This is a genomic window from Pseudomonas sp. WS 5059 (genome assembly GCF_012985525.1).
In the GTDB taxonomy this organism is placed as follows: Bacteria; Pseudomonadota; Gammaproteobacteria; order Pseudomonadales; family Pseudomonadaceae; genus Aquipseudomonas.
This window is the reverse complement of record NZ_JAAQWO010000001.1, coordinates 693309-719200: the sequence shown is the minus strand read 5'-3', so window position 1 is coordinate 719200 and position 25892 is coordinate 693309. Positions and strand designations below refer to the sequence as shown.

The 25892-nt window shown below is 61.3% G+C and carries 20 protein-coding genes; 17 read left to right on the top strand and 3 right to left on the bottom strand.

Annotation, left to right across the window (positions count from 1 at the left end; genetic code table 11):
• Positions 1 to 12: 12 nt before the first annotated feature.
• From HBO12_RS03075 to HBO12_RS03040, 8 genes are all read left to right on the top strand, one after another.
• Entirely contained in the window at positions 13 to 999 is a 987-nt protein-coding gene (locus tag HBO12_RS03075; RefSeq protein ID WP_170041398.1) for a fimbrial protein, read from the top strand.
• Between the two features lie 64 nt (positions 1000 to 1063).
• Positions 1064 to 3874 carry an ATP-binding protein gene (locus HBO12_RS03070; protein ID WP_170041397.1) on the top strand — a complete coding sequence of 937 codons (2811 nt, stop codon included), beginning with the start codon at positions 1064 to 1066 and terminating at the stop codon, positions 3872 to 3874.
• The gene (pvrR, locus tag HBO12_RS03065) at positions 3861 to 5054 is read left to right on the top strand and encodes a response regulator cyclic di-GMP phosphodiesterase PvrR (RefSeq protein WP_169951708.1); all 1194 of its coding nucleotides are present in this window, start codon (positions 3861 to 3863) and stop codon (positions 5052 to 5054) included. Before HBO12_RS03070 ends, pvrR begins: the two co-directional genes overlap by 14 nt.
• 82 nt (positions 5055 to 5136) lie before the next feature.
• Positions 5137 to 8319 (top strand): hybrid sensor histidine kinase/response regulator, encoded by a 3183-nt coding sequence (locus tag HBO12_RS03060; protein ID WP_170041396.1) that lies wholly within the window; start codon positions 5137 to 5139, stop codon positions 8317 to 8319.
• A gap of 73 nt (positions 8320 to 8392) precedes the next feature.
• Complete coding sequence (locus tag HBO12_RS03055) at positions 8393 to 9040, top strand: response regulator (protein ID WP_170041395.1); 648 nt, start codon at positions 8393 to 8395, stop codon at positions 9038 to 9040.
• A gap of 147 nt (positions 9041 to 9187) precedes the next feature.
• Positions 9188 to 9790: a fimbrial protein gene (locus tag HBO12_RS03050; protein WP_169951714.1), complete on the top strand. Its 603-nt coding sequence runs from the start codon at positions 9188 to 9190 to the stop codon at positions 9788 to 9790.
• Between the two features lie 73 nt (positions 9791 to 9863).
• Positions 9864 to 10610, top strand: coding sequence for a fimbrial biogenesis chaperone (locus tag HBO12_RS03045; RefSeq protein WP_170041394.1), 747 nt, complete (start codon positions 9864 to 9866; stop codon positions 10608 to 10610).
• Positions 10611 to 10689: 79 nt separating this feature from the next.
• Positions 10690 to 13224, top strand: a complete 2535-nt coding sequence (locus HBO12_RS03040) for a fimbria/pilus outer membrane usher protein (protein ID WP_170041393.1) — start codon at positions 10690 to 10692, stop codon at positions 13222 to 13224.
• A gap of 90 nt (positions 13225 to 13314) precedes the next feature.
• Here HBO12_RS03040 and HBO12_RS03035 read toward each other — a convergent pair whose 3' ends face one another.
• From HBO12_RS03035 to HBO12_RS03025, 3 genes are all read right to left on the bottom strand, one after another.
• Positions 13315 to 13908, bottom strand: coding sequence for a hypothetical protein (locus HBO12_RS03035; protein WP_170041392.1), 594 nt, complete (start codon positions 13906 to 13908; stop codon positions 13315 to 13317).
• A gap of 23 nt (positions 13909 to 13931) precedes the next feature.
• A complete protein-coding gene (locus tag HBO12_RS03030) occupies positions 13932 to 14846 on the bottom strand; it encodes a site-specific integrase (protein WP_169951721.1) in 915 nt (304 codons plus the stop codon).
• A gap of 108 nt (positions 14847 to 14954) precedes the next feature.
• Entirely contained in the window at positions 14955 to 15755 is an 801-nt protein-coding gene (locus HBO12_RS03025) for a M949_RS01915 family surface polysaccharide biosynthesis protein (protein ID WP_170041391.1), read from the bottom strand.
• A gap of 451 nt (positions 15756 to 16206) precedes the next feature.
• Here HBO12_RS03025 and arnC point away from each other — a divergent pair, with 451 nt between their 5' ends.
• The 9 genes from arnC to HBO12_RS02980 all read left to right on the top strand — a co-directional run bounded on the left by arnC (position 16207) and on the right by HBO12_RS02980 (position 25876).
• A complete protein-coding gene (arnC, locus tag HBO12_RS03020; RefSeq protein ID WP_170041390.1) occupies positions 16207 to 17241 on the top strand; it encodes an undecaprenyl-phosphate 4-deoxy-4-formamido-L-arabinose transferase in 1035 nt (344 codons plus the stop codon).
• On the top strand, positions 17238 to 19241 hold the full coding sequence (gene arnA, locus HBO12_RS03015; RefSeq protein WP_169951727.1) for a bifunctional UDP-4-amino-4-deoxy-L-arabinose formyltransferase/UDP-glucuronic acid oxidase ArnA: 2004 nt from the start codon (positions 17238 to 17240) through the stop codon (positions 19239 to 19241). Before arnC ends, arnA begins: the two co-directional genes overlap by 4 nt.
• Positions 19238 to 20125 (top strand): 4-deoxy-4-formamido-L-arabinose-phosphoundecaprenol deformylase, encoded by an 888-nt coding sequence (gene arnD / locus HBO12_RS03010; protein ID WP_170041619.1) that lies wholly within the window; start codon positions 19238 to 19240, stop codon positions 20123 to 20125. The genes arnA and arnD overlap by 4 nt, the downstream gene beginning before the upstream one ends.
• Positions 20122 to 21777 (top strand): lipid IV(A) 4-amino-4-deoxy-L-arabinosyltransferase, encoded by a 1656-nt coding sequence (gene arnT, locus HBO12_RS03005; RefSeq protein WP_170041389.1) that lies wholly within the window; start codon positions 20122 to 20124, stop codon positions 21775 to 21777. The genes arnD and arnT overlap by 4 nt, the downstream gene beginning before the upstream one ends.
• Positions 21774 to 22121, top strand: coding sequence for a 4-amino-4-deoxy-L-arabinose-phosphoundecaprenol flippase subunit ArnE (arnE, locus tag HBO12_RS03000; RefSeq protein WP_170041388.1), 348 nt, complete (start codon positions 21774 to 21776; stop codon positions 22119 to 22121). The genes arnT and arnE overlap by 4 nt, the downstream gene beginning before the upstream one ends.
• Entirely contained in the window at positions 22118 to 22522 is a 405-nt protein-coding gene (arnF, locus tag HBO12_RS02995; protein WP_170041387.1) for a 4-amino-4-deoxy-L-arabinose-phosphoundecaprenol flippase subunit ArnF, read from the top strand. The genes arnE and arnF overlap by 4 nt, the downstream gene beginning before the upstream one ends.
• Positions 22519 to 23892, top strand: coding sequence for a UDP-glucose dehydrogenase family protein (locus HBO12_RS02990; protein ID WP_169951734.1), 1374 nt, complete (start codon positions 22519 to 22521; stop codon positions 23890 to 23892). The genes arnF and HBO12_RS02990 overlap by 4 nt, the downstream gene beginning before the upstream one ends.
• A 3-nt stretch (positions 23893 to 23895) precedes the next feature.
• A complete protein-coding gene (locus HBO12_RS02985) occupies positions 23896 to 25503 on the top strand; it encodes a phospholipid carrier-dependent glycosyltransferase (RefSeq protein WP_170041386.1) in 1608 nt (535 codons plus the stop codon).
• 205 nt (positions 25504 to 25708) lie between these two features.
• Positions 25709 to 25876, top strand: coding sequence for a type VI secretion system contractile sheath small subunit (locus tag HBO12_RS02980; RefSeq protein WP_262376917.1), 168 nt, complete (start codon positions 25709 to 25711; stop codon positions 25874 to 25876).
• The last annotated feature ends 16 nt before the right edge of the window (positions 25877 to 25892 follow it).

Sequence of the window (25892 nt, the reverse complement as noted above, 5' to 3'; positions counted from 1 at the left end):
GAACACCGACCTATGTCACACCTTAAATACCTGCTCCTGGCCACCTTGCTTGCCTGCGCCGCCCTCCCCGCTACCAGCTATGCGCTGGCCTGTCGGGTGGACGGTAGCGGTTCTGTCGCTGACACCGCGCCCCTGGGCACGGCATTGGCAGTAGCGGCCGATGCGCCGGATGGCACGATTATCTGGGAGTCGGGCCCACGCTCGGTCAACGTGATTTGCAAGGATGACTTTGACCATGGCCGCGAAGAAGTGTTTTTTTACCTGAACCCGGCAAGCGTCAGTATCGGTCAGGGCATCCGTGCCGGGATTCGCTATAACTCGGTGCCGATCACCCAAAGCAGTGGTAAGTACGGTACTGGGTTCTACTCCGACCGCGGTTGCAACTTGTCAAACTGCGTCGGTTGGGACAAGGCCCGGTTCACCCTCAACTTCAGCGTGTTTATCGAGAAATTTGGTACCACGCCGCAAAACGGCCAGGCCAGTACCCTTTCGCAATACCGGGTCTTTCAACTGGACGGTATTACGGGGCTCAACAACCGCCCCAACAGCAACCTCAATTACATCGTCACCGGCGTCAACGACATCCGCTTCGTGCCCTGCACGCCAGACCTGACGATCACGCCCAACGTGGTGAACTTTCCCAAGCCCTCGCGCAAGGCGCAGATCGGCGAGGTGGCAAGCACCGCCACCTTCAGCTTGAGCCTGCGCAAAGCCTGCGACACCCCGTATACGGTGAGCGCGCGCTTCGCCACCACCCCGGGCGGCGGGAACGTGATCAATGGCCTGTTGGTGCCGGCCAATAACAGTTCCGTGGGCATTTCGTTGGCCTGGGACTATACCAATCAGCATCTGCCCTTTAATGAATGGTTCCCCCTGGCCCGAATGAATGGTGCTAACCAGACCTTCCGCCAAGACTTCAGGGCGGACTTGAAGTGGCGCAGCCTGCCCATTCCCGGCGCGTTCGATGCGGCGGTCGTGGTCGATATGTTCTACAAGTAACGGCACCGGCGCTTTTAAGGATCGTCTTATGCCCAGGCGCTGGGCGGCCGATTAAAATCCGCCGATGCGATTTAAAAGTTATCTGTTGCAGATCAATCCCGTCCTGTCCCGACCCGAAGCAGCCAGAAGGCTGCTTCGTCTTTTCGCCACCGTGTTGCTGGTTGGCATCTTGAGCGGTGTCTATACGTTTCTGCTCTCCACCTTCAACAATGACATCTCCCAGCGGCGCGGCTATATGAGCAGCGCCATTGCCGAGGCGCATACCTTCTTCACCACTCGTGAAGCGCTGCTTGAAAGCCTGAGCCTGTCGGCGGTGCGCAAATCCGCGCAGGCCAAGGCCCAGGTCTACCCGACCGTGGGCGAAGAGCAGCGCCTGTTGCTGGGCAACACGCCAAGCCATCAGTGGAGCATCTGGCTGACCTCGCGCATGCGCAGTTACCTGAAGACCAAGCAGGTCAACCTGCTCTACGTGACCGCCGGCCCCGATCCGCAACTGACCCGGCTCTACGACTCCACGCCCCAGGTACTGCCGTTTTCCCAGTGCATGCTCAATCGCCTGCGGGCGCTGAAGAAGCACAACCCGTTGGACCCCGGCGAACTCTGGCTCAGCGACCAGACCGAAGGCCATTCCCACCTCTACCTGTTCATTCTGCTGGATGAGCGCGACCCCGACTCCGGCTGGCTGGGCCTGGAGATGGAAAGCCATGAAGTGTCCACGACCCTCAATGACCAGAGTGCGGGCGAATTCATGATGCTCAACTCCCAGGGCATGCTGGTGTTTACCAATAGCCACGACCCACGGCTGGACCAGTCCCTGCTCAAGCCCAAGGGCGAGAATTTTTTCGGTTTTGTCGGCGGTGGCCTGGTGCCGGATCACCTGGTGATTCGCAAGCAATTGAAGTCGTCGGACTGGCAACTGATGTATTCGATCAACTTGCGCGATGTAGTGCGCGGATTGTGGCGCGAACTGCTTGGCTCGCTGGTGTTCTGCCTGTTCAGCGTGACCCTGATCTGGCTGGTGATGCGCCGGGTCAATCAACGCTTCATCATCCCGTCGATCAATGGCATCCAGGCGCTGATCGAAAGCGAGGCCTTCGGGCGCGACGTGATCCAGACCGCGCCGGTGGCGTTGTGCGTGCTGCGTCGCACCGACGGCCAGGTGGTGCTGGAAAACACCCTGGCCCAGCAGTGGCTGGGCACCGGCCTGGAGCGTGAAGCGCTGTGCGCCGGCTGGATCCGCCAGGCCTTCGATGGCACCTCCTGCGGGCATTCGGATTACTTCGAGACCCTCGACGGCCGCCACCTTTACCTCAGCAGCGCGCCCACCCGCTATAGAGGTGAGGACGTGCTGTTTTGTGCATTCAGCGACATCAGTGCGCGCAAACAAGTGGAAGCGGCCCTGGAAGACGCGCGGCAATCAGCGGATGCGGCGAATGCCGCGAAAACCCTGTTCCTGGCGACCATGAGCCACGAGATCCGCACACCGCTGTACGGCGTGCTGGGCACCCTGGAACTGCTGGCCCGCACTCAGCTCGATGCCCAGCAAAAAGACTACCTGCATGCCATAGAGGGTTCTTCGGCCACGTTGCTGCAACTGATCTGTGATGTGCTGGATGTGTCGAAGATCGAGGCCGGGCAGTTGGCGTTGGAGCTGAGCGAGTTCTCGCCCCTGGACCTGGTCAATGAAATCATCCAGGGCTATGCCGCGGCCGCCAGGGGCAAGGGTTTGCAGCTCTACGCCTGCTTTGATCCCAAGCTGCCCGAGCGGCTGATGGGCGATGTCACACGCCTGCGGCAGATCCTCAACAACCTGTTGAACAACGCGGTGAAATTCACCGACTACGGGCGCGTGGTTCTGCGGGTCAAGTTGCTTGACCGCGATGACGAGCGCTCCAGCGTGCTGTGGCAAGTGTCCGACACCGGCAAAGGCATTGCCCAGGAAGACCAGGCGATGATTTTCGAGCCGTTCTATCAAAGCGAGGGCAATACCAACGTGGTGGCCGGCACCGGGCTTGGCCTGCCGATATGCCAGCGCCTGACGCAATTGATGAACGGGCATATCCGCATGGTCAGCGAGCTGGGCCTGGGCAGCAGTTTCAGCCTGACCCTGCCACTGGAAGTTGCGCACTGTGCGCCCATGAGCAGCTTGCTTGCCGAGACTGTCTATGTGGTCTCGCCGATTCCCGAACTCGCTCAATCGATCAGCGGCTGGCTGCGCCGCTGGGGCGCCCGGGCCCAGACCGGCCAGCCGACCCACCCCGATGGCCAACTGCTGCTGGAGCTGCACCCCGGCGCCATCGAACAACCCCTGGTGCCCGATTGGCCGGGGCCGGTAATCCTGGTCAGTAGCAACAGCGGCAATGGCCAGCAACCCGAGACCGGTACGTGGCACGCCAACCTCAACCAATTGAGTGCGATTCACCAGGCGGTCAGCCAGGCCCAGGGATTGTGGGTCGCCCGGGTCGATGAGCAGGCGCAAAAGCGTGAACTGCGCAAGCTCAACCTGCATGTGCTGGTGGCCGAGGACAACGTTATCAATCAATTGATTTTGCGCGATCAGCTTGAGGAACTTGGGTGCACCGTGGAATTGGCCTGCGATGGTCATGAAGCGCTGCAGCTGTGCAAGGCCTCACACTTCGATGTGGTACTGACGGATGTGAATATGCCCAGAGTCAACGGTTACGAATTAGCCAGGCAGTTGCGCAGCCAAGGTTGCGCGCTGCCCATCATCGGCGCGACTGCCAACGCCATGCGCGGCGAGGCCGACCTGTGCCTGGCCGCCGGAATGAACCATTGCCTGGTCAAACCCTTTGCGTTGCGGGCCCTCTTCAACTACCTGGAGCCTTACGCACGGATCCCCCATGAAGCCCTATAGTATTTTGATCGTCGAGGACCATCCCCTGCAGCACCTGTACCTGCAGAACCTGCTCAATGAATTGGGTGACTTCCTGCTGGAGGCTGCCCAGGATGGGAACGAGGCGCTGGAGCGCCTGCGCCAGCGTGATTTCGACCTGGTACTGACGGATCTGCTGATGCCGGGCATGGACGGTGTGCAGTTTATCCAGAGCCTGGCGACCCTGCGTTGCAAGCCCGCCCTGGCTATCATGAGTGCCGCGTCCCGGCGGATGTTGATGGCGGCCAGCCTGGTGGCGAAAAATCTCGATGTGAAAGTCATCGGGCTGATTTCCAAGCCGGTCGCCGCTGATGCGCTGCGCAGCCTGGTCAGCCAGCTCAACCACAAGGACCGCAGCCCTTCCCCACCGGCCGCGACGGCCCCGGCGATTGACCGGCATACGCTCATCCAGGCCATGGGCAACGGGCAAGTCCAGGCCTGGTTCCAACCGAAAAAATCCCTGGCCAACGGCCGGATCGTCGCTGCCGAAGCGCTGGTGCGCTGGATGCACCCCGCACAAGGGGTACTGTTGCCCGCGGCGTTTTTGCCGGCGATCAAGGCCTTCGACCTGGAGGAGCGTCTGTTGTGGCTGGTGCTCAAGCAAGCGATCCATGCCCAGGAGCGCTGGCGCCAGCGCGGGTATGAGATTCCGGTATCGATCAACTTGCCGACCCACCTGCTCAACAGCCATGACTTGGCAGACCGCCTGCTGGCGTTTGTCCTGGAGCATCAGGGCATCCCGGGGATGATCTGCTTCGAGCTGATGGAATGCTCGGTGCCCCAGGACATCAGCAACTTCTACGCCGGTGCCTGCCGCCTGCGGATCAAGGGATTTGGCCTGTCCCAGGACGATTTCGGCAAAGGCTACAGCTCTTACCTGAACCTGGTCTCGACCCCGTTTACCGAACTGAAGATCGACCAGGCGCTGGTGCAGGGTTGCCATGATAACGAGGGCATGGCTTCGGCCCTGGCCAGCATCATCGCACTGGGCCGCAAACTGGGGCTGACCGTCGTCGCCGAAGGAGTCGAAACACCCCAGCAACTGGCGCTGCTGCGCAAAATCGACTGCACCCAGGTCCAGGGCTTCCTGATCTCTCACGCGGTGTCGTCAGAACAATTTCAGCAACTGTTGAACAATGATGGCCCTGCGACATCTCATTAGCCCGCGGCCTGGATTTGTCTAACCTGTATAAGGAGTAAACTCCATCCAGCGCCGATTCTTCATCCGCCTGCGAAAACCTTCCATGAAGCACAACAACGCGATCCTCGAAGCATTCACCCGCAGCTCACTGCGCTTGAACAAAGGGCTGATGGTGGTGCTCGGCGTCGCGTTGCTGCTGGCAGGCACCAGTTACTGGGCACTGCAGCGGATCATCGATGCACAGTACGCTGCCGTGGGTTTTCATTTTGCGCGGCTGATGGAAAACATCCAGGAACAGGAAGTCTTCCTCCGGACCCTGGCGCAGCCGGCTATCCAACGCGAGTTGACCAGCGACAAGAACGTCCAGGCCAGCCTCCAGAGCCAACGCCTGGACGCCCACACCACCCGTTATGAAGGCCGCGAGTTCGCGTTTTCGGTGCCCTTCAGCGCGCGGTTCGAGGCACAACGGGTCACGCCCGTCGAGCAGCAGAAGATCTTTGCCCTCGGCGTGCACCTGGCCAGCTACTACAGTGCGTTCTGGTCATCGTCGCCCTACGCTTCGCCCCATGTCTTTATCTTCAACCGCCTGGTCAACTACGACATGGCAGTGCCTGCGGTCGGCTACCAGCGAGGCGGCAAAACCCCATTCAACGGCCCGTCCCCCGAGCAGGCCGAGGCCGTGCGGCAAAGGCTCGGCCAGTTGCACCGAGTGGACGAGCGCCTTTACTGGGAGGCCTACACCCCATCCGGCACGCCCCCTGCGGCCCCTCAGTTATTGGCGTATGTGGCGGTGACCCTCAACCCTCAGCTATTGCGCGCCGGTCAAGGCGATAACCAGGTGATGGTTGCCACCCTGCTGGACATGGCGCACGTCAACGATGTGGAACGCACCATGGAGTCGTCCATCTATGACCGGTTCACCCTGATCTCCCCGGCCGGCCAGACGTTGACTGGCCCCCAGGCCATGGCGTCGTCCCTGGGCGAAGGGCTGAATTTTCGCGCTGAAGGCCTGGAGTTCAAGATCACCCACAATACTGAGTCGCAGTGGACGGCGATCTACGGGATCAGCTACAAGCATTTTTTCCGCTATGCCCTGTGGCCACTGACGAGCCTTGCGCTATTTGTGTGTGCGGTACTGGCGATTGCCTGGGCGGGCAACCGCTGGTACCGCAAGCACGTGATTCGCCCGGCGCGCCAAGCCCATGAGCGCATTGCCGAAAGCGTGGCGTTCAGCCGGGTGATCATTGACACCGCGCCCACCGGCCTGTGTGTGGTGGGCCGCGCGGATGGCCAGGTATTGATCGAGAACCAGCGCGCCCAGCAATGGCCTGGCACCGCCAGGCTGGTGGCGGCCCTCAGCCGTTCCCACGACAGCGCCGACAGTGGCGAAACCCACCTGGAAATCGAGGGCCGGCACTTGCAGGTGGGCTTCGTCTCCACCCGTTACCAGGGCCAGGATGTGCGCCTGTATGCATTCAACGACGTCACCCGGCACATCGAGGACGCCCTGGCCCTGGAAGACGCCCGGCGCGCCGCCGATGCGGCCAATGAAGCCAAGACGCTGTTCCTGGCCACCATGAGCCATGAAATCCGCACGCCTTTGTACGGGGTGCTCGGCACCCTGGAACTGCTCGGGTTGACGCCCCTGGACCCGCGCCAGAAAACCTACCTGCACACCATCCAGCGCTCGTCTGCCACGCTGTTCCAACTGATCAGTGATGTGCTCGATGTGTCGAAAATCGAATCCGGGCAGATGGCAATCGAATCCATCGAGTTTTGCCCACTGGACATGCTCGAAGACACCCTGCACACCTACGCAGCCTTCGCCCAGCGCAAGGGCCTGCAACTGTACGGCTGCATCGATGCGCAGTTGCCCGATTGCGTGGTCGGCGACCCGATGCGTATCCGCCAGATCCTCAACAATCTGGTGAGCAACGCCATCAAGTTTACCGACATAGGCCGCGTGGTGATTCGTGCCAGGGCGCTGCGCCGGGGCAACGATCGCGTCGACCTGGAGTGGCAAGTGACCGACTCCGGCGTGGGCATCAGCCAGGCGCAGCAGGCCAAGCTGTTCGACTTGTTCTACCAGGCCCCGGACACCGCCGGCCAAGGCGGCGCCGGGCTTGGCCTGCCGATTTGCCGCTGGCTGGCCGAGATGATGGATGGCCAGATCAAGGTGGTCAGCGAACCCGGCCTGGGCAGCAGCTTCACCCTGAAGATGAGCTTGCCGACAGGCCGTGGCGAGCTGCCGGGGCTGCCGCCCATTGAACCAAGCACCACACCGGTGCAGGTGCTGGCGCCCGTGCGCGAGTTGGCCGAGTCGCTGTGCGACTGGCTCAGCCGCCTGGGCATCCAGGCCTCGGTGGCAGCGCTGCCCCTGGCCCAACAAAGCGAGCGAGCGGTGCTGGTCGAGATGCTGCCCGCAGGCCCGCCGCGGCCCTGGTCCGGGCCACGGGTGTTGTGTGTGCCGGGGGCACACAGCCCGCCGCTGCACACCGCCCAAGGCTGGGAAGTGGATATGCATGACGTGCGCGCCATTGCGGCGGTGGTTTCACTGGCGCAACGGGGTAAACAGGAGGCCGTGCTGCACGCCGAACAACAGAGTGCCGGGCAGTTGCAGCTGCGCATCCTGGTGGCTGAGGACAACCCGGTGAACCAGGCCATCATCCAGGAACAGCTGCAAGCGTTGGGCTGCACGGTAACCCTGGCGGACAACGGCGAGCAGGCCATGCACCTATGGCAACCCCAGGCCTTCGATCTGGTGCTGACGGACGTCAATATGCCGTTGATGAATGGCTATGAACTGGCCCGCACCCTCAGGGAGCACGATCCGCAACTGCCGATCATCGGTGTCACCGCCAATGCCATGCGCGAGGAAGGCCAGCGTTGCCTGGCGGTCGGGATGAATGCCTGGCTGGTCAAGCCCTTGAGCCTGCAAACCCTGCGTGCGCAGTTGATCAAACTGTGCAAACCCACGGTACGCGCCGAGCCGGCGGTAATTGACACGGTGCAGATGTCAGACAAAATGCGCCCGCTGTTTATCAGCAGTGTGCAGCACGATCTGCAGCGCATCAGCGCCGCACTCGAGCAACGTGATTGCCGGGGCCTGGCCGAAACCTTGCATTCGGTGGCCGGCGCCTTGGGGGCGGTGCAGGCACTCGACCTGGCCCAGGCGTGTATCGAACTGGAAAGCCAGTTGGCCGGCGGCCGGCTCAGTACCACGCTGGAGCTTGAGACAAAACAGGTCATGACTCGGCTGTCAGCCTTGCTCGGGGCACAGCTATGAGCGCATTGCACCGCCTGGCGCGCAAGCGCGTGGGACCACCTCACTTACTGAACCAGCATTACGGGCCCGCCTTATGAAAACATTCACTGTGGTTATTGCAGACGATCACCCCATCGTGCTCCTGGGGGTGCGAGAACTCGTCGAGCGAGACGAGCGCTTTGAAGTCGTTGGTGAAGCGATCTGTTCGGCGGGCCTCATCGGCCTGCTTGAGCAGCAGCCTGTCGACATCGTGATTACCGATTACAACATGCCCGGCGATTCGCCCTACGGTGATGGCTTGAAACTGGTGGAGTACCTCAAGCGACACTTCCCCGAGGTGCAGATTCTGATCCTGACCATGATTTCCAACCATCTGATCCTGACCCGCCTGCAAGAGTTGGGGGTGGTTGGGGTAATCCAGAAAAGCCAGTTGCACACCGAAATCCAGGTCGCCCTCAAGTCCATTGCGCAACAGGCGCTGTATCGCAGCCTGGAGCCGGCCAAGACCTCGGTGATCGAGTCAATGACTGCCATTGATGCACGCTTCTCGACGCTATCGCCGAAGGAGTTCGAGATATTGCGTTTATTCATTTCGGGCAAAAGTGTCAGTGATATCGCGCGCAGCCAGAATAGAAGCTCAAAGACTATCAGTGCGCAAAAAATTTCGGCCATGCGCAAACTTGAAGTCAGCAGTGATCAGGATTTATTAACTTATTGCCTGGAGCAGAATATCTTCAACTAGTTCGCACTTTATCAAGTAGTGCCATTTTTAACTAACTCGCGCTGTAGTGCTTTATAAGAATCGTCTTATTCTCTCTAAGGCACAAATTCACTATTGTTCGTTGGCAGTTTCAACCCGCCTCTACAACCAACACTAACGGACATCATCATGAAGAAGTTTTCCCTGGCCCTTATCGCTGTGTCAGTTATTGCCGCCAGCGGCAGTGCGTTTGCCGAAACTACCCCGGGTACGGGTACCCCGGGCGGCGGCGGCAAAATCACCTTCACCGGTTTGATCAACAACGACGCTTGCTCGGTTGACGGTGCCAACGCTGATCGCGTGATCTCCGTCGACATGGGCACCGTCTCCATCAAAGACATGGGCACTGCTGAAAACCCGGCCTCGGGCCGTGTGACCGCCAAGGACTTCAACCTCAGCGTGAACTGCAACCTGGGCACTAAAGTGGCGATGATCTTTGACGCCAAAAGTGGTGGTTCAGGCCTGGTGACTGGTAAAAAAGTCCTCGCCCTGACCCCTGGTAACGGCAGCGCAAGCAACGTCGGTATCGCACTGCTCGACAGCACTGGCGCGCTGATCGACCTCAGCTCCCCGGCCACCGCTCGTATCGAAAGCGCCATGCACGGCCAAGGTGCCGTAGGCGGCGACGCAACCTTGAGCTTTGCTGCGGCCTACGTCACCACCGGTGCAGCCGGTGCCTCCACCGCGGGTCGTGGTGACGCCACCCTGCCGTTCATCCTGCAATACGAATAAACGACACGCAGCGCCTGTCACGCGCGAGGCCTTCGGGCCTCGCCATTTATTCGACCACCAAACGGTAGACATCATGTTGCCTCGTTCCATTGCAGCAGGCCTCGGGCTGCTGACCCTGCTTATGGCGACCCAGGCTGCCGCGAGCATTTCACTGAGTGCCACCCGTATCGTCTTCGATGGCGATCACAAGGAGGCCAATATCACCGTGCGCAACGGTAACCAGGACGTATTGATTCAATCCTGGGTCGACACCAACGATGCGCAAGCCAGTGCTGCACCCTTCGCGGTAACCCCGCCACTGGCACGCATATTTGCCAAGGAGCAGCAGTTGCTGCGAATTCTTTACCAGGGTGCCGGGATGCCAACGGATCGTGAGTCCGTGGTCTGGCTCAATGTGCAAGAGATTCCCCAGGCCGCCGCCTCCGACAACACGTTGCAGTTGGCGGTACGCCAGCGCATCAAGGTGTTTTTCCGCCCAGCGGGGTTGCCAGGTAGCGCGCTGTCGGCGCCCGCGCAACTGCAGTGGCAATTGCAAAAGCGCAGCGCTGACTCGCTGCTGACGGTCAAGAACCCGACGCTGTATCACGTGTCCATGGCCGACATACAACTGCAGGCCGGTAAACAAACAGAACTGGCTGCCGACTCGACAATGATTGCGCCGAGTGCCGAAAAACAGTTCAGCGTTAAACAACTCAATAGTCACGATGCTGTGCAGTTGTCTTTTTCCAGTATTAACGACTATGGCGCACAAGATAAATACACCGCACAACTTTCCACGCGTCTGACAGCCAAGGCCATTGAGGCGCGCACCAAGCAATAAGCATTTCCCTTAAACCCTTCAGGTTCGATTCGAGTGCGTACTCGCGTGCCTCGCCTGTCCGATAAGCAGGGATGATTGCATGTTTTTTCTTTTAGGCAGCAGGCCCAATCATTACATATCAAGCGAGCGCACTTTACGCGCGTCGACAACTTGCACGCTGTCACTGGCCATTCTTGCCGGTTCGCCCGCTTGGGCCGTTGCCGATGAACCGTCCCTGGAAGTGTTCAACACCACTTTTTTGCAAGGTGCACAATCGTCGGTCGACCTGCAGCAACTGCTCTCGGCCAACAGAGTGCTGCCTGGCAACTACCGGGTCGACCTGTACAGCAATGAGGTGTTGGTGGGCCGGCGTGACATCGACTTCAAACGCAACCCGCAGACCGGCCGGGTCGATCCCTGCCTGACCCTGGATCTGCTCAAGCAACTGGGCATCGACATGCCCCTCTTGCAGGCCCAGGGCAAGCTCGACCCCAACCAGCCCCAGGACTGCTACGACCTGCCGACGCTGATCGACCAGGCGACCTTGCGCTATGACGCCAGTCGCCTGCGCCTGGCGGCGAGCATTCCGCAGGTCGCGATGCAACGGGGCATGCGCGGTTATGTCGACCCAGAGCTTTGGGACGACGGCGTGCCGGCGGCGTTTATCAACTATCAACTCAACAGCAGCCGCACAGGCGGCGACTATGAAACGCGCATCAACAACAACCTGGGGCTGCGCAATGGTATCAACCTGGGGGGCTGGCGGCTGCGTAACGAGTCGAACCTGAGCAGCGGTACCGGGCGCCCGAGCAATTTCACCAGCAACCGCAGCTATGTGCAGCATGACGTGACTGTGCTCAAGGGGCAGTTCAGTGCCGGCGAGATTTTTTCCGATACCGACCTGTTCGACAGCGTGCGCTACCGTGGCCTGAAGCTGGCGTCCGACGAAGGCATGCGCGCCGACAGCGAGCGCGGTTATGCGCCGGTGATCCGTGGTGTAGCGCAAACCAACGCCACCGTAGAAATCCGCCAGAACGACTACATCCTGTACACCGCCAACGTCGCGCCCGGCCCCTTCGAGATCAACGACATCTACCCCAGCGGCTCGAACGGCGACCTGGAAATCACCATCATCGAGGCCGACGGCCGTCGTCACGTGAGCACCCAGGCGTTCTCCAGCCTGCCGATCATGGTGCGTGAAGGCCAGGTCAAATACAGCGTGTCGGCCGGTAAATTCAGCAGCAATGCTGACGGCTTGGCGAGCCCGCAATTTGTCAGCAGCACCCTCGCCTACGGCCTCACCAGCAACCTGAGCGCGATTGTCGGCCTGCAAGCCAGTGAAGACTACAAGGCGTTCTCCCTGGGAGTGGGCCGCAACACATCGCTGGGCGCCGTGTCCATGGACGTCACTCACTCGTCGAGCGCCGCCCAAGGGCAAACGACCCAGGGCAACAGTGTGCGTGCGTTGTATGCCAAGACCTTTGCCGGCACCGACACCAATTTCACCCTCGCCGCGTATCGTTACTCGACCGAGGGTTACCGCACCCTGACCGACCACGTCGAGGACACCAGCGAAGAGGCCGTCAAGCGCACCGGCAACTCGAAAACCCGTACCGACCTGACCATCAACCAGAGTCTGGGGCGCAACCGTGAGTTCGGCAGCCTCTACGTGAACGCCACTGACCAACGCTATTGGAACCGTGGCGGCTCCCAGAGCTTTTCAGCTGGCTACAACAACAACTGGGGCGACCTGAGCTACAACCTGGGCGTGACCCGCACCAAACAGATCGCCAGCTGGGGCGCACCCGACTCCGACACGCAGTTCAACCTGTCTGTTTCGTTCCCCTTGGGCAGCCAGCCCCGGGCGCCGCGCGCGTTCGTCACCAGCAGCACCCAGCGAGGCGATACCAGCACCCAGGCCGGTATCAACGGTTATGTGGCCGATACCAGCGACGTGTTCTATTCGGTGCAGGCCGGCCATAGCAGTACGGGCGGCCAATCGGGATCAGCCAACATCAACAGCCGCACCTCCATGGCCGATATCAGCCTGGGGTACAGCCAGGGGCGTGGTTACGACTCGCAAAACCTTAACGTTGCCGGTTCGGTGGTGGCCCACGCCGGTGGTATCAACCTTGGGCAGACTGTCAGCGAGACCTTCGCCCTGGCCCAGGTACCGGGCATCAGCGGGGCAAAGATCAGCAGCTACAGCGGGGTTGAAACCGGGCGCAACGGCTATGCAGTTATCCCCTCGACACAACCTTATCGAGTGAACTGGATCAGCCTCGACACCCGCGACCTGGGCGGCGACATCGAAATCACCCAGGCCACGCAGCAACTGGTGCCACGCCGTGGGGCGGTAGTATTGGCCCGCTACAGCGGCAAAAGCGGGCGGCGCGTGCTGTTTGAACTGTTTGATGCACAGCACCAGCGCATGACGTTTGGCGCCTCCCTGGAAGACGCCAGCGGCAAGCAATTGGCCATCGCCGACCCCAGCGGCAATGCCTTGGTGCTGGTTGAAGAAGACCAGGGCAGCCTGACGATCAAGTGGGGTGACCAGCAATGTACGGCGCCGTACGCCCTGCCCGCGCAAAACAGGGCGTTGAACTACGAGCGCCAGGCATTGATATGCCAATAAGCCGTGGCCCTTGTCGAGGGCGACACCGCTCAAATCTGCGATAGCGGCTCGACAGCGCCTGCACTTGATCTGCGGGGTTGTGCCTATCCCCTACTCTGGTTTGGATGGGCGATATTCCATGATGGTCTCATGGTGTATTTTGCCGCATTCGTAGGTGATGGTTCGCTTCACATATATCGGCGAAGGCTCCAGGGGCTCAGGCAGTGTCTTGTCTCTCCTAAACAGGCCTTCAGACAAGATATTGACCCCCAGCGCACCCCCGAGAAAGCCCACAAACACGCCGATCATATCGACAATTTTAGCCATGATGGTGTATAGCGTTTCGCCATCATCCTCTTGCCTCTGCTGGTCTTTTTTTTGCGCGCATTCCTGGTTCTGAGCCTTGAGCGCAGCGCATCTTTTTTCGTCGGTATCGGCTTGCAGGCGCTGGTTCATTTGCGCTGTTTCTTGGGACTCAGCTTGCCGCTGCTCTTTGAAATCCATGTACTTGAACCACGAAACACCAGGCGGGACCATAGAAACAACCACCAGAATCAACCCCAGGTAGATATTCTGTTTCGCCGCCGTGATGCCCTTAAAGACCTTGCCGGAACGTACCCGCCACCCGATCAAAAAGGCGATCGCACCCCAACCGCTCAGTGCAAGCAGGGTCGCCCACCAAAAATCATTAATGCTTGTAGTCATGCTTACTTCCTGAGTCTGAAAAATCAAAGATCAAATCGATCAATCGCCCGCCGCCGCTCGTTGTCGTCGCGCACGTCGTAGCTGGCGGTGGTCTGGATATTGGTGTGGTGCGCCAGTTTCTGCGCAATCGACAAGTCATGCTCCTCGATCACCCGGGTAATGAATGATCGCCGGAAATCATGGGGCATGATCTTCACGCCCACCTGCTCGCCGCGTTGGCGGGCGATGTAGTAAATCGCATGTTTGGTAATGCGTTCGCGGGTGATGTGGCTGCCACGGCGGATGCGGTTGAACAGGAAGCTATCGTCCTGTTCCCCGTCCTTTAGATGCTCGCGGCGAAATTCCAGCCAGGCCTGCAACTTGGCAAACGCCCAGGCTGGCGCGTACTTGACCAGTTCCTTGTTGCCCTTGCCGATCACCCGCAGGCTGCGCTCTGCAAAGTTCACCTGGGCCAGGTCGAGGTTGACCGACTCTGACTTGCGCATCCCCGAGCCATAGAGGATTGCGATCACTGCCGCATCCCGCAGGCCCTGGGGCCTTGGATCGGCAGCGCAGACGTCCATCAGTTCGCGGATCAAGGTGCGGCGCAGGTTGCGTCCCTGGCTCAAGCGCGTGCCGGCGGTGGCTTTGACCGAGCGCATCTTCAGCAGGTGTTCCTGGCTGATCAGGCTGATGCGCCAGGCTTCGTTCATCACCCCGCGCACGGCGTTGACATACAGCGATGAGGTGTTGGGCGCGTACCCGTCTTCACGTAACACGGCGACCAGGGCCATCACGTGTTCGGGTTGCAACAGATGCCAGTCGATATCTTCCAGGTTGATCTCTTCGAAACCCAGGCGGTCGGCGGCGTCTTGCAGCACGTAGCGCATGGTCAATTGGCTGGAGGGCGCCAGGCGCGCGAGATAAAGGGTCAGGGGGTTGCGGGAAATCTCAGTCAAAATAGATCAGCCTTGAGATTAAATATCGAGACTAAGCCTATGTTTAATCTCGGTATTTATTGGTTTGGCGAGCGCCGAGTCTAACGCAGGTCGGCGCCGCATACCAAACTAGGGCTCATCCTCGGCCGGTGCCGGGCTCTGCTGCTGGCTCCAGTCGGCGTCCTGTTTTTGCATCAGCGCAAACCACTGCTGGCGCATGAAAACCAGCAGCTTGGCGGGCGCCTTGGCGAAGTCTTGCTCGTCGTTGTAGCAGCCTGGCAATGGCAGGTCGGTGCCCTGCTCCTGGTATTGACTGACCAGGGCCTGCTGCGCGGCAACCGTGCAATCGGTGGGCAGCGGCATACCGCGCAGCGCGCCGGCCTCCTCGTCCCACCAACTGGCGCCGTAGCGGTCGACCCCACGCAGCCCGTACTTGTGCGCCTTGCCGATGTGCATGATCAGCTTGAACTCACGGGGGCTGACATCACTGGTGCAGGTGCGTGAATAGCCCACGGTCACCTGGCTCAGACCGTCACCCAGCAAGTCGGTGACGCGGGTCGCGGCGTTATCGAAGTGCAGGCCGGCGTCGAACTCGCAGCGCTGCACATCGTCATGCAGCATCCACAGGCGCTTGGGGCGATCCCCTTCCAACAGGTACTGCGCGGCATAGATCGACGCCGATTGCGTGCCGTCGTCATCGCGCTCGCCTGCTTCCTGCTCGGCCAGTACCAGCAGGTTATGACCCTGGCGGTCATCCCAGCTATACGCTGCCACCTGCTTGCCCTGCACCTCGACCCCGGGCGGAACCTGGGCCAGCGGCGTCAGGCTCACTTGCTCGGCAGCGCCCGCAGTCTGGGCAGCCCCCAGGGTCATCCACATCACTATCAACACCGGCCTTAACTGGCCCCGTAAAAACTGCACGCTATTCATCCGACTACCCTGGCAAGAGACCGCCTACTTTACCGGCACTTGCAGGGTGTTGCTGAGAAGATTGTTCAATCGCCATGGATTGCCAACCCGATTAAATCAGCGCGAATACGCACTAAAGCACTTACGGATTAGGACTACGTGTAAACAGTTATCGTTTGTCCGCGTTCTTTATTGTCTAGCTGAACACTAGCTGTCTGCCCACCAAATAAACGAGTTTTTCATCTGCCTTTCATATTCGCTGGACAAATTTGCGCTTAATCTTGGCCGCAATACTTGGGGCAAGCCGGGTTTTGCTGACTAACTCCTTGATAATGCTTTACCTTTGGCCGTTATGGGCTTTACTCAGGGTGGCTCTGCACGCGGCTCTTTTTTATTGAACTGCCTGCACTTTCATCCGCTGTTTGTTGTCATCTCTACGCTCAAAGTTGCTCTAACCCGAGGTCATGAATCTTTGAAACCCTACCCTATTCATTGCGTGTCGATCGTTATCCCGGTCTACAACGAAGAACAGAGCCTGCCCGAACTGCTGCGCCGTACCCGTGCGGCATGCGAGCAGTTGGCCTATGCGTACGAAATCATCCTGGTGGACGACGGCAGCCGCGACAGTTCCGCCCAACTGCTGGAAGACGCGGCAAGCGAGCCCGGCAGCCATGTGGTAGCAGTGATCCTCAATCGCAACTACGGCCAGCACGCCGCGATCATGGCCGGGTTTGAACATTGTCGGGGCGAGGTGGTGATTACCCTCGATGCCGACCTGCAAAACCCGCCCGAAGAGATTCCACGCCTGGTCGAGCAAGCCGCCCTGGGTTACGACGTGGTCGCGACCGTGCGCAACAATCGCCAGGACTCGGCCTTTCGCCGCTGGCCTTCGCGCCTGATCAACCTGGCCGTGCAGCGCTCGACCGGCGTGGCCATGACCGACTACGGCTGCATGCTGCGTGCCTACCGGCGCACCATCGTCGACGCCATGCTCGCCTGCCGTGAGCGCAGCACCTTTATCCCGATCCTGGCCAACGGCTTTGCGCGCCATACCACGGAAATCCTGGTGCACCACGCCGAGCGCGAACACGGCGAATCCAAATACAGCGCCATGCGCCTGATCAGCCTGATGTTCGACCTGCTGACGTGCATGACCACCACGCCCCTGCGCCTGTTGTCCATCGTCGGTTTCAGCCTGGCGGCCCTGGGCATGCTGTTTGCCTTTGCCCTGATCGTCATGCGCCTGGCCTTTGGTGCCGATTGGGCCGGCGATGGCCTGTTCGTGCTGTTCGCCGTGCTGTTTGTGTTTACTGGCGGGCAGTTCATCGGCATGGGCCTGCTGGGTGAATACCTGGGGCGCATGTACAGCGATGTGCGCGCCCGCCCACGCTTCTTTATTGAAAAGGTGCTGCGCAACGAGCCGACAGCCCCTGCGCCAGCGGTCATCGTTGATGGCCTGCCCTCTTCCCAATCGTCCACTTCCTCTTCCAGTCAGGTTTCGTCATGAGTTCAAAAGCTGTTGTCTTCGCGTACCACGACATTGGCTGTGCAGGCATCGAAGCCCTGCTCGCCACGGGCTACCAGATTGCTGCCGTGTTCACCCATGCCGATGATCCCAAGGAAAACACCTTCTACGGCTCGGTCGCCCAGCTGTGCGCGCGCCACGGCATCCCGGTGCACGCGCCGGAAGACGCCAACCACCCGCTGTGGGTCGAGCGTGTGGCCAAGCTCAACCCGGACTTCATCTTCTCGTTCTACTACCGCAACCTGCTGGGCGAAGCGCTGTTGGCCACCGCGCGCCAGGGCGCATTCAACCTGCACGGTTCGCTGCTGCCCAAGTACCGTGGCCGCGCGCCGGCCAACTGGGTGCTGGTCAATGGCGAAACCGAAACCGGCGTGACCCTGCACCGCATGGTCAAGCGTGCCGATGCCGGCGCGATTCTCGCCCAGCAAAAAGTCATGATCGAACGCAGCGACACCGGCCTGACACTCCACGCCAAGCTGCGCGAGGCCGCCACCCAGTTGCTGCGTGACGCGCTGCCGCAACTGGCCCAGGGCAAGTTGAGCGAAACCGCCCAGGACGAAAGCCAGGCCACCTGCTTTGGCCGCCGCACCCCGGCAGACGGCAAGCTCGTGTGGAGCAAGCCCGCAGAAGAATTGTTCAACCTGGTGCGTGCCGTGACCCAACCGTACCCCGGCGCGTTCTGTGCGGTGGGCGAGCACAAGCTGATCGTGTGGCAAGCCGAAGTGCTCAAGGGCAATGAAGGCCAGGCGCCGGGGCGCGTGATCAGCGTCAACCCGCTGCGCATTGCCTGCGGTGAAGACTCCCTGGTCATCAACTTTGGCCAGCGCAATGACCACGGCCTGTACCTGACCGGCCCGGCCCTGGCCGATGAACTGGGCCTGGTGGACGGCTCGATCCTGCGCGGCGCCGAGTCGGGCGGTAAACCACGGCGCACCCGCGTGCTGATCCTGGGAGTCAACGGCTTTATCGGCAACCACCTGTCCGAGCGCCTGCTGCGCGATGATCGCTACGAGGTCTACGGCCTGGACATCGGCTCCGACGCCATCGAACGCCTGCGCAGCCACCCCAACTTCCATTATGTGGAAGGCGATATCAGCATTCACTCCGAGTGGATCGAGTACCACATCAAGAAATGCGACGTGGTCCTGCCGCTGGTGGCCATCGCCACGCCAATCGAATACACCCGCAACCCGTTGCGTGTGTTCGAGCTGGATTTTGAAGAAAACCTCAAGCTGGTGCGCTACTGCGTCAAGTACAACAAACGCGTGATTTTCCCGTCGACCTCTGAAGTCTATGGCATGTGCCAGGACCAGAATTTCGACGAAGACACCTCCAACCTGGTGGTGGGGCCGATCAACAAGCAGCGCTGGATCTACTCGGTCTCCAAGCAACTGCTGGACCGGGTGATCTGGGCCTATGGCGCCAAAGGCCTGAATTTCACCCTGTTTCGCCCCTTCAACTGGATGGGCCCGCGCCTGGATCGCCTGGATTCGGCCCGCATCGGCAGCTCCCGGGCCATTACCCAGTTGATCCTCAACCTGGTGGAAGGCACGCCAATCCGCCTGTTTGACGGTGGCGAGCAGAAACGCTGCTTCACCGACATTGCCGACGGCATCGAGGCCCTGGCGCGGATCATCGACAACGATAACGACGCGTGCAACGGCCAGATCATCAACATCGGCAACCCGGACAACGAAGCGAGCATCCGCCAGTTGGGCGAAGAACTGCTGCGTCAGTTCGAGGCCCACCCGTTGCGCGGTAACTTCCCGCCATTCGCCGGGTTCCGTGATGTCGAAAGCAAGGCGTTCTATGGCACTGGCTATCAGGACGTGGCGCACCGCAAGCCGAGCATTGCCAACGCCAAGCGCCTGCTGGACTGGGAGCCGAGCGTGCAGATGAGCGAGACCATCGGCAACACCCTGGACTTCTTCCTGCGTGAAGCGATGCTGGAAATCGCCCAGTCCAGCGAAGCAGGCAAATAATGAAGGCAGGTCTGCGCATCGACGTCGACACCTACCGCGGCACCCGTGATGGCGTGCCACGGTTGCTGGAGTTGCTGGATGAGGCCGGGATCAAGGCGACGTTTTTCTTCAGTGTCGGTCCGGACAATATGGGGCGGCATTTGTGGCGCCTGATCCGCCCGCAGTTCCTGTGGAAGATGCTGCGCTCCAACGCGGCCGGGTTGTACGGCTGGGACATCCTGCTGGCCGGCACTGCCTGGCCGGGCAAGCCGATTGGCCGCGACCTGGGACACCTGATGCGCCAGGCCAAGGCCGCCGGGCACGAAGTAGGCCTGCATGCCTGGGATCACCATGGCTGGCAGGCCAATGCCGGGCGCTGGAGCGATGCGCAGTTGGTGGAGCAGGTACGCCGTGGGCTCGACACGTTGGGCGATATTCTCGGCGCCCCGGTGGAATGTTCCGCTGCCGCCGGCTGGCGTGCCGATGAGCGAGTGGTGCAGGCCAAGCAAGGTTTTGGCTTGCGTTACAACAGCGATTGTCGCGGCACCGGCCTGTTCCGTCCGATCCTCGCCGATGGCCGCGCCGGCACGCCGCAGATCCCGGTAGACCTGCCGACCTTCGACGAAGTGGTCGGGCCCCAGGTCGCGGCCAAGGACTTCAACGGCTTCATTCTTGATCGGTTCACCGAATCGACACTCAACGTCTATACGATCCACGCAGAAGTCGAAGGGATTCTTATGGCTAATGAATTTCGCCAGTTGCTTGCCCAGGCAGGGCAGCGCGGCATCCAATTCCAGCCCTTGGGCAACCTGTTGCCGGCCGATCCGGCGAGCTTGCCCCTGGCGCATCTGACACGCGGCGTACTCAGTGGCCGCGAAGGCTGGCTGGGAGTGCAACAGGCATGATCCGACGTTGGGCCCTGCCCCTGCTCCTACTGGCCTTCGGCCTGTGTTACCTGCTGCCGATGGTCACCCATGGCCTATGGATCCCGGACGAAACCCGCTACGCGCAGATCAGCCAGGAAATGCTGCTGACCGGCAAATGGGCGTCGCCGCACTTCATGGGCATCCGCTATTTCGAAAAACCGGCGGCCGGTTACTGGATGATCGCCCTCGGCCAGGCCCTGTTCGGGCAAAACCTGTTCGGCGTACGCGTGGCCTCTGCGCTGGCCACGGGCTTGAGCATCCTTTTGGTGTACTTCATGGCCCGGCGCCTGTGGAACGATCCACGCAAGAGCCTGGTCAGCAGCGTGCTGTACATGAGTTTTGTCAGCGTGGCGATGTCGGGGGGCTACGCCAACCTCGACCCGCAGTTCAGCTTCTGGGTCAACCTCAGCGGCGTGGCCTTGTGGCTGTGCATCGACAGCCACAGCCGGCGGGCGCGCCTAGGCGCCTGGGCCCTGTTGGGGTTTGCCTGCGCCATGGGCTTCATGACCAAGGGCTTTTTGGCCTGGCTGCTGCCGGTATTGATCGCCCTGCCCTACATGATCTGGCAAAAGCGCTTGCGTGAGCTGCTGGCCTACGGCCTGGTGGCGGTGGCTGTGGCGATTGTGGTCAGCCTGCCCTGGGCGCTGATGGTGCATGCCCAGGAGCCCGACTACTGGAACTTCTTTTTCTGGCACGAACACATTCAGCGCTTTGCCGGTGAAGATGCCCAGCACGAAGAAGCCTGGTGGTACTACCTGCCGTTGCTGGCCGCATTCAGCCTGCCATGGCTGGCCCTGTTGCCCTCCACCCTGAAACAGGCGTGGCAGGAAAAACGTGCGCACACCACTGGCTTCCTGTTGTTGTGGTTGCTGATGCCCCTGGCGTTTTTCAGCCTGAGCAAGGGCAAGCTGCCGGCTTACATCTTGCCGTGCCTGCTGCCTTTGGCATTGCTGATGGGCCATACCCTGGCCGACAAACTGGCGCAGGCCCGTGGCCGGGTGTTGCAAGTCAATGGCTGGCTCAACCTGATCCTCGGGGTGCTGGGCCTGCTGGCAATTGTGTATTTCCAGCTGAAAAAGCCGATCTATGCCCACCAGCAGGAACTGTCGAGCCTGGTGCTGGTGTTTATCGTGTTGCTGGGCTGGATTATCGTCAATCTGCTACAGGCGGCGCGCCCGCTGCGCCTGTGGGCGGCGCCGGCCCTGGGCAGTTGGTTGCTGGTGGCCCTGGTGCCTGCGGCGTTGCCGCACTCGGTGGTGAATAACAAGACCCCGGACCAATTCATTATTGATCACGCCCAGGAACTGGCAGGTACCAATCGTTTGCTGAGCAACGACCTGGGCGCAGCGGCCGCCCTGGCGTGGCGGCTCAAGCGCCCGGATGTGACGCTTTACGACACCCTGGGCGAAGTCAAATACGGCCTGGCCTACCCTGACAGCGCCGCGCGCCGGGTCGACACCACACAAGTCCAGCAATGGATGACCGAGGCCCGCAAACAGGGCTCGGTGGGCGTGGTGATGCGCGTCAAGGGCGAGAGTGAAGTGCATGAAGTCGAGTTGCTGCCCAGCGATGGACAGCGCTACGAGCAAGGCAACATGGTGATCCTGGTGTTCCCGCAGGTGGCGCCTTGATCAGCCTGCTGCTGCTCCTGGCCGCGTGCCTGCTGACCTGCATGGGCCAGATCGCGCAAAAGTATGCCGTGGAAGGCTGGCGTGGCCAGCCGGCGGGCTGGGCGTTGAAACTGCGCTCGCCCTGGCTCTGGTCGGCCCTGCTGTGCCTGGGCCTGGGCCTGCTGGTGTGGCTGCTGGTGCTGCAACGCCTGGAAGTGGGAATTGCCTATCCGATGCTCAGCCTGAATTTTGTACTGATCACCCTGGTGGCGCGCTTTGTGTTCCATGAGCCGGTAGACCGCCGCCACTGGGTCGGCGTGGCCCTGGTGATGGGCGGCGTGCTGCTGCTGGGAGGCCAGGTATGAGCCGGTTGCGCGGTTTCACCCTGGCGTTGTCCAGCGTGGTGCTGGTCAGCGCGGCCCAGTTGGGCATGCGCTGGAGCATGACGCGCCTGCCATTGCCCGCCGACTTGCTCACGGCACCCATGGTTGATCCCGTGGCCTTGGGCGTGGTGGCCCTGGCCATCGTGGCCTACGCCCTGTCGATGCTGTGCTGGCTCGGTGCGCTGGCGCATCTGCCCCTGGGCCGCGCCTATTCGTTGCTGAGTATCAGCTACGTCCTGGTGTACCTGCTGGCCGCCAGCCTGCCCGGCTTCAACGAACCCTTTTCCCTGTCACGGACCTTGGGGGTGGCACTGGTCATCCTCGGCGTTTTGACCATCAACTCCCGTCGTATCGGCAATACAAGCCCCAGGAATGCCCCATGAAAATCAGCGTATTTGGTAGTGGTTACGTTGGCCTGGTACAGGCCACCGTATTGGCCGAGGTCGGTCACGATGTGATCTGCATGGACGTTGACGAAAACAAGGTGCGTCTGCTGCAACAGGGCCATGTGAGCATTTTCGAGCCGGGGCTTGCCAGCCTGGTCCGGGAAAACCTGGAAAACGGCCGATTGACCTTTACCAGCCAGGAAAAACTCGCGGTCGAGCATGGCGAAGTGTTGTTTATCGCGGTCGGCACGCCCTCGGACGAGGACGGCTCGGCAGACTTGAAATACGTACTGTCGGTGGGTGATGCGGTGGCCCGGCATCGTGTCGAGCCGGTGATCCTGGTGGAGAAGTCCACGGTCCCGGTGGGCACCGGCGACACCCTGCGGGCCCATATCGACAAGGCCCTGGCTGGGCGCAGCCTGGTGTTCGATATCGTCTCCAACCCGGAATTCCTCAAGGAAGGCTCCGCCGTGGCTGACTGCCGGCGCCCCGACCGGATCATCATCGGCTGCGAGCGCGAGGAAGTGCGCGAGGTGATGCGCGACCTGTACGCGCCGTTCAACCGCAACCACGACCGCATCATCTTCATGGACGTGCGCAGCGCCGAGCTGACCAAGTACGCCGCCAACTGCATGCTGGCCACCAAGATCAGTTTTATCAACCAGATCGCCGAACTGGCCGAGCACCTGGGGGCCGATATCGAGTCGGTGCGCCTGGGCATCGGTGCCGATTCGCGGATCGGCTACCACTTTATCTACCCTGGTTGCGGCTACGGCGGCTCGTGCTTTCCCAAGGACATGCGCGCGCTGATCCACAGTGCCCGCCAAGCCAACTGCTCCAGCGACCTGCTGGAAGCGGTGGAAGCTATCAACCAGCGCCAGAAAAGCAAACTGTTCGAGCGTATCCGGGCGTTCTACAAGGGCGAGTTGCGCGGCAAGACGTTTGCCTTGTGGGGCCTGGCGTTCAAGCCCAACACCGACGACATGCGCGACGCGCCGAGCCGGGTACTGATGGAGTCGCTCTGGGCCGCCGGGGCCAACGTACGGGCCTTCGACCCCGAGGCCATGCAGGAAACCCAGAAGCTCTACGGCGATGACCCGCGCCTGATGCTGATGGGCACCCCGGAATCGACCCTGGGCGGCGCCGACGCCTTGATCGTCTGCACCGAGTGGCAGCAGTTCAAGGCACCGGATTTCGACCTGCTGCACGCGCGCCTCAAGGCGCCGGTGATCTTTGACGGGCGCAACCTGTATGACGCCGAGCGCCTGGCGCGCAAGGGCTTTGACTACTTCCCCATGGGCCGTGGGCAGTCTTGCGAGTTGCCGATCCCCCAGCAACAGTGGGTGCCACGGTTGCTGGAGGCCTGAGGCGTGGACACGCTGCTCGCGCCTGCCTTGCGCCGCCAGTCCTGGGGCGTCGGGCTGCTGGCCCTGTTGCTGTTTGTCGCCGGTAACTGGGACCAGGCAATTATCGGTTTCGACTCGCGCTTCGTGCTGTTCGCCCAGGAAATGCTGCGCCACGGGCCGGGGTTTTTCCCCACCACCTATGGCCAGCCATATGCCGATTACCTCTCGACCTCGACCCTGCTGACCTGGCTGTTGTCGCTGCCCCTGGGGCGCGTCACCAGCCTTAGTGCGTGGCTGCCGACGGCCATCGCTGCGGCGGTCATCGTTGCCCTGGTCTACCGCCTGACGGCGCCTTACTCCCGGCGTTGGGCGCTGCTGAGCATCGCGTTGCTGTTACTCAGCAGCACGTTTATCAGCGAAACCCGCTCGGTTTCCCTGGACCAGATGCTGGCGGCGGTGACCCTGGCGGTGTTTTACCTGGGCTATGCCCATGATCATTTCGCCAGCCCCCGGCGCCTGCCGTGGCTGTTACTCCTGTTGCTGCTGGGGTTTGCCATTCGCGGGCCCATCGGCCTGGTGATCCCCACTGGGGTGTTGTGCGCCTATTACCTGCTCAACCGCCAATGGCGGCCGTTGTTCAGCTTCGGCCTGCTGGCCCTGGCGTTGCTGGTGGCGTGCGTGGGCTTGCTGCTGTTGCTGGCCAAGCTCAGTGGCGGCGAGGCCTTTATGCAGGACGTGATCCGCATGCAGTTCCTTGGGCGCATGGACGGCCGCGAAGGCTCCAGCAGCGTGCTGTATTACTTCAGCAGTTCCCTGGGCAACTACGCCCCGGCGTACCCGCTGGCCCTGTTGACGCTGCTGGCGGTGCTGCAAAGAGGCCGGCGCGCGTCCGATAGCGGCTGGCAATTGCTGCTGGGATGCATCGCAGCGGGGTTGATCGTGATGCTGGGCCTGTCGATCCCCGAGGCGAAGAAAGCCCGCTATGTGTTACCGATGATGCCCATGGTGGCGATCATCGCCGCGTATCCGTTTCATCGGGCGGATGGGCGCCTGTTCAAGGGGCTACGGCGCTTGATGCTGGGGTTATGGGCACTGGCTCCGGGTTTACTGGTCGGCGCGCTGCTGGTGGCCCGGCATCGTTTTGGCGCGCAGGTGGAGCATTTCCAGGGCGCGCTGGGCCTGTTGATCGGCTTGCAGGTCGTTGCCGTCGCGATGCTTGTGAAGTGGCGCTGGCGCCCTGTGGGGCCGGCGTTTTGCGCGGTGCTGGCGGTGTGGAGCGTGTACATCCTGGTGGTCGAACCCCTGGAACGCCGCCTGTATGACACCCGCACCTTTGCCCGCGAGGCGCAGGCGCTGATTCGCCAGGACCCCGCGCCGCTGGTGTTGCATGGCCTGGGCAAAGACGCCAAGGCCATCAAATTCATGGTCAATGTGGAGTGTGACCGGGTGCCGCTGTTCACCCAGGCACCTGCCGACCTCGCAGCGCTGCCGGCGCCGGCGTGGCTGGTGATGGACAAGGCGCAATTCGATGGCCTGGAGGAGCCGCGCTGGCGCGGATTAACGCCGGTGCTTGTCGGGCAGTTCGATAAAAACCCCTATGTGCTGCTGCATCTGGAGCCGCTTGCGCCTTGAGTGTGAGTCATCAAGAAAGCTCCTACGTTTGTATCCGTAAATGCCGGTAGCGGTTCCCCTACCGGCTCTCTGACCCCACCGGTAAACTCGTTTTACATTTGCGCCACCATTCGCGCCACATCGTTACTGCCCTCAGAGGACCGCTGCCGTGCCTGACGAGCAATTGCCTGTTGCTGCCGAGCCTGTACACGTCGGCTATATCCCCCTGCCCACCCTCGACCGCCTGATGGAACTGCGCGACGCCCTGGTCGCACTCAAGGGGCCGTTGGCCAGCGACCCACAGTTGCGGGAAAGCGTGCACAAATCGCTGATCAATGCCGAGAACCACGAGCGTGTCCTGGGCAAGGTCTGCTCAGGGCCCCGGTGGGCTTGATGCAAAATTACTGCAC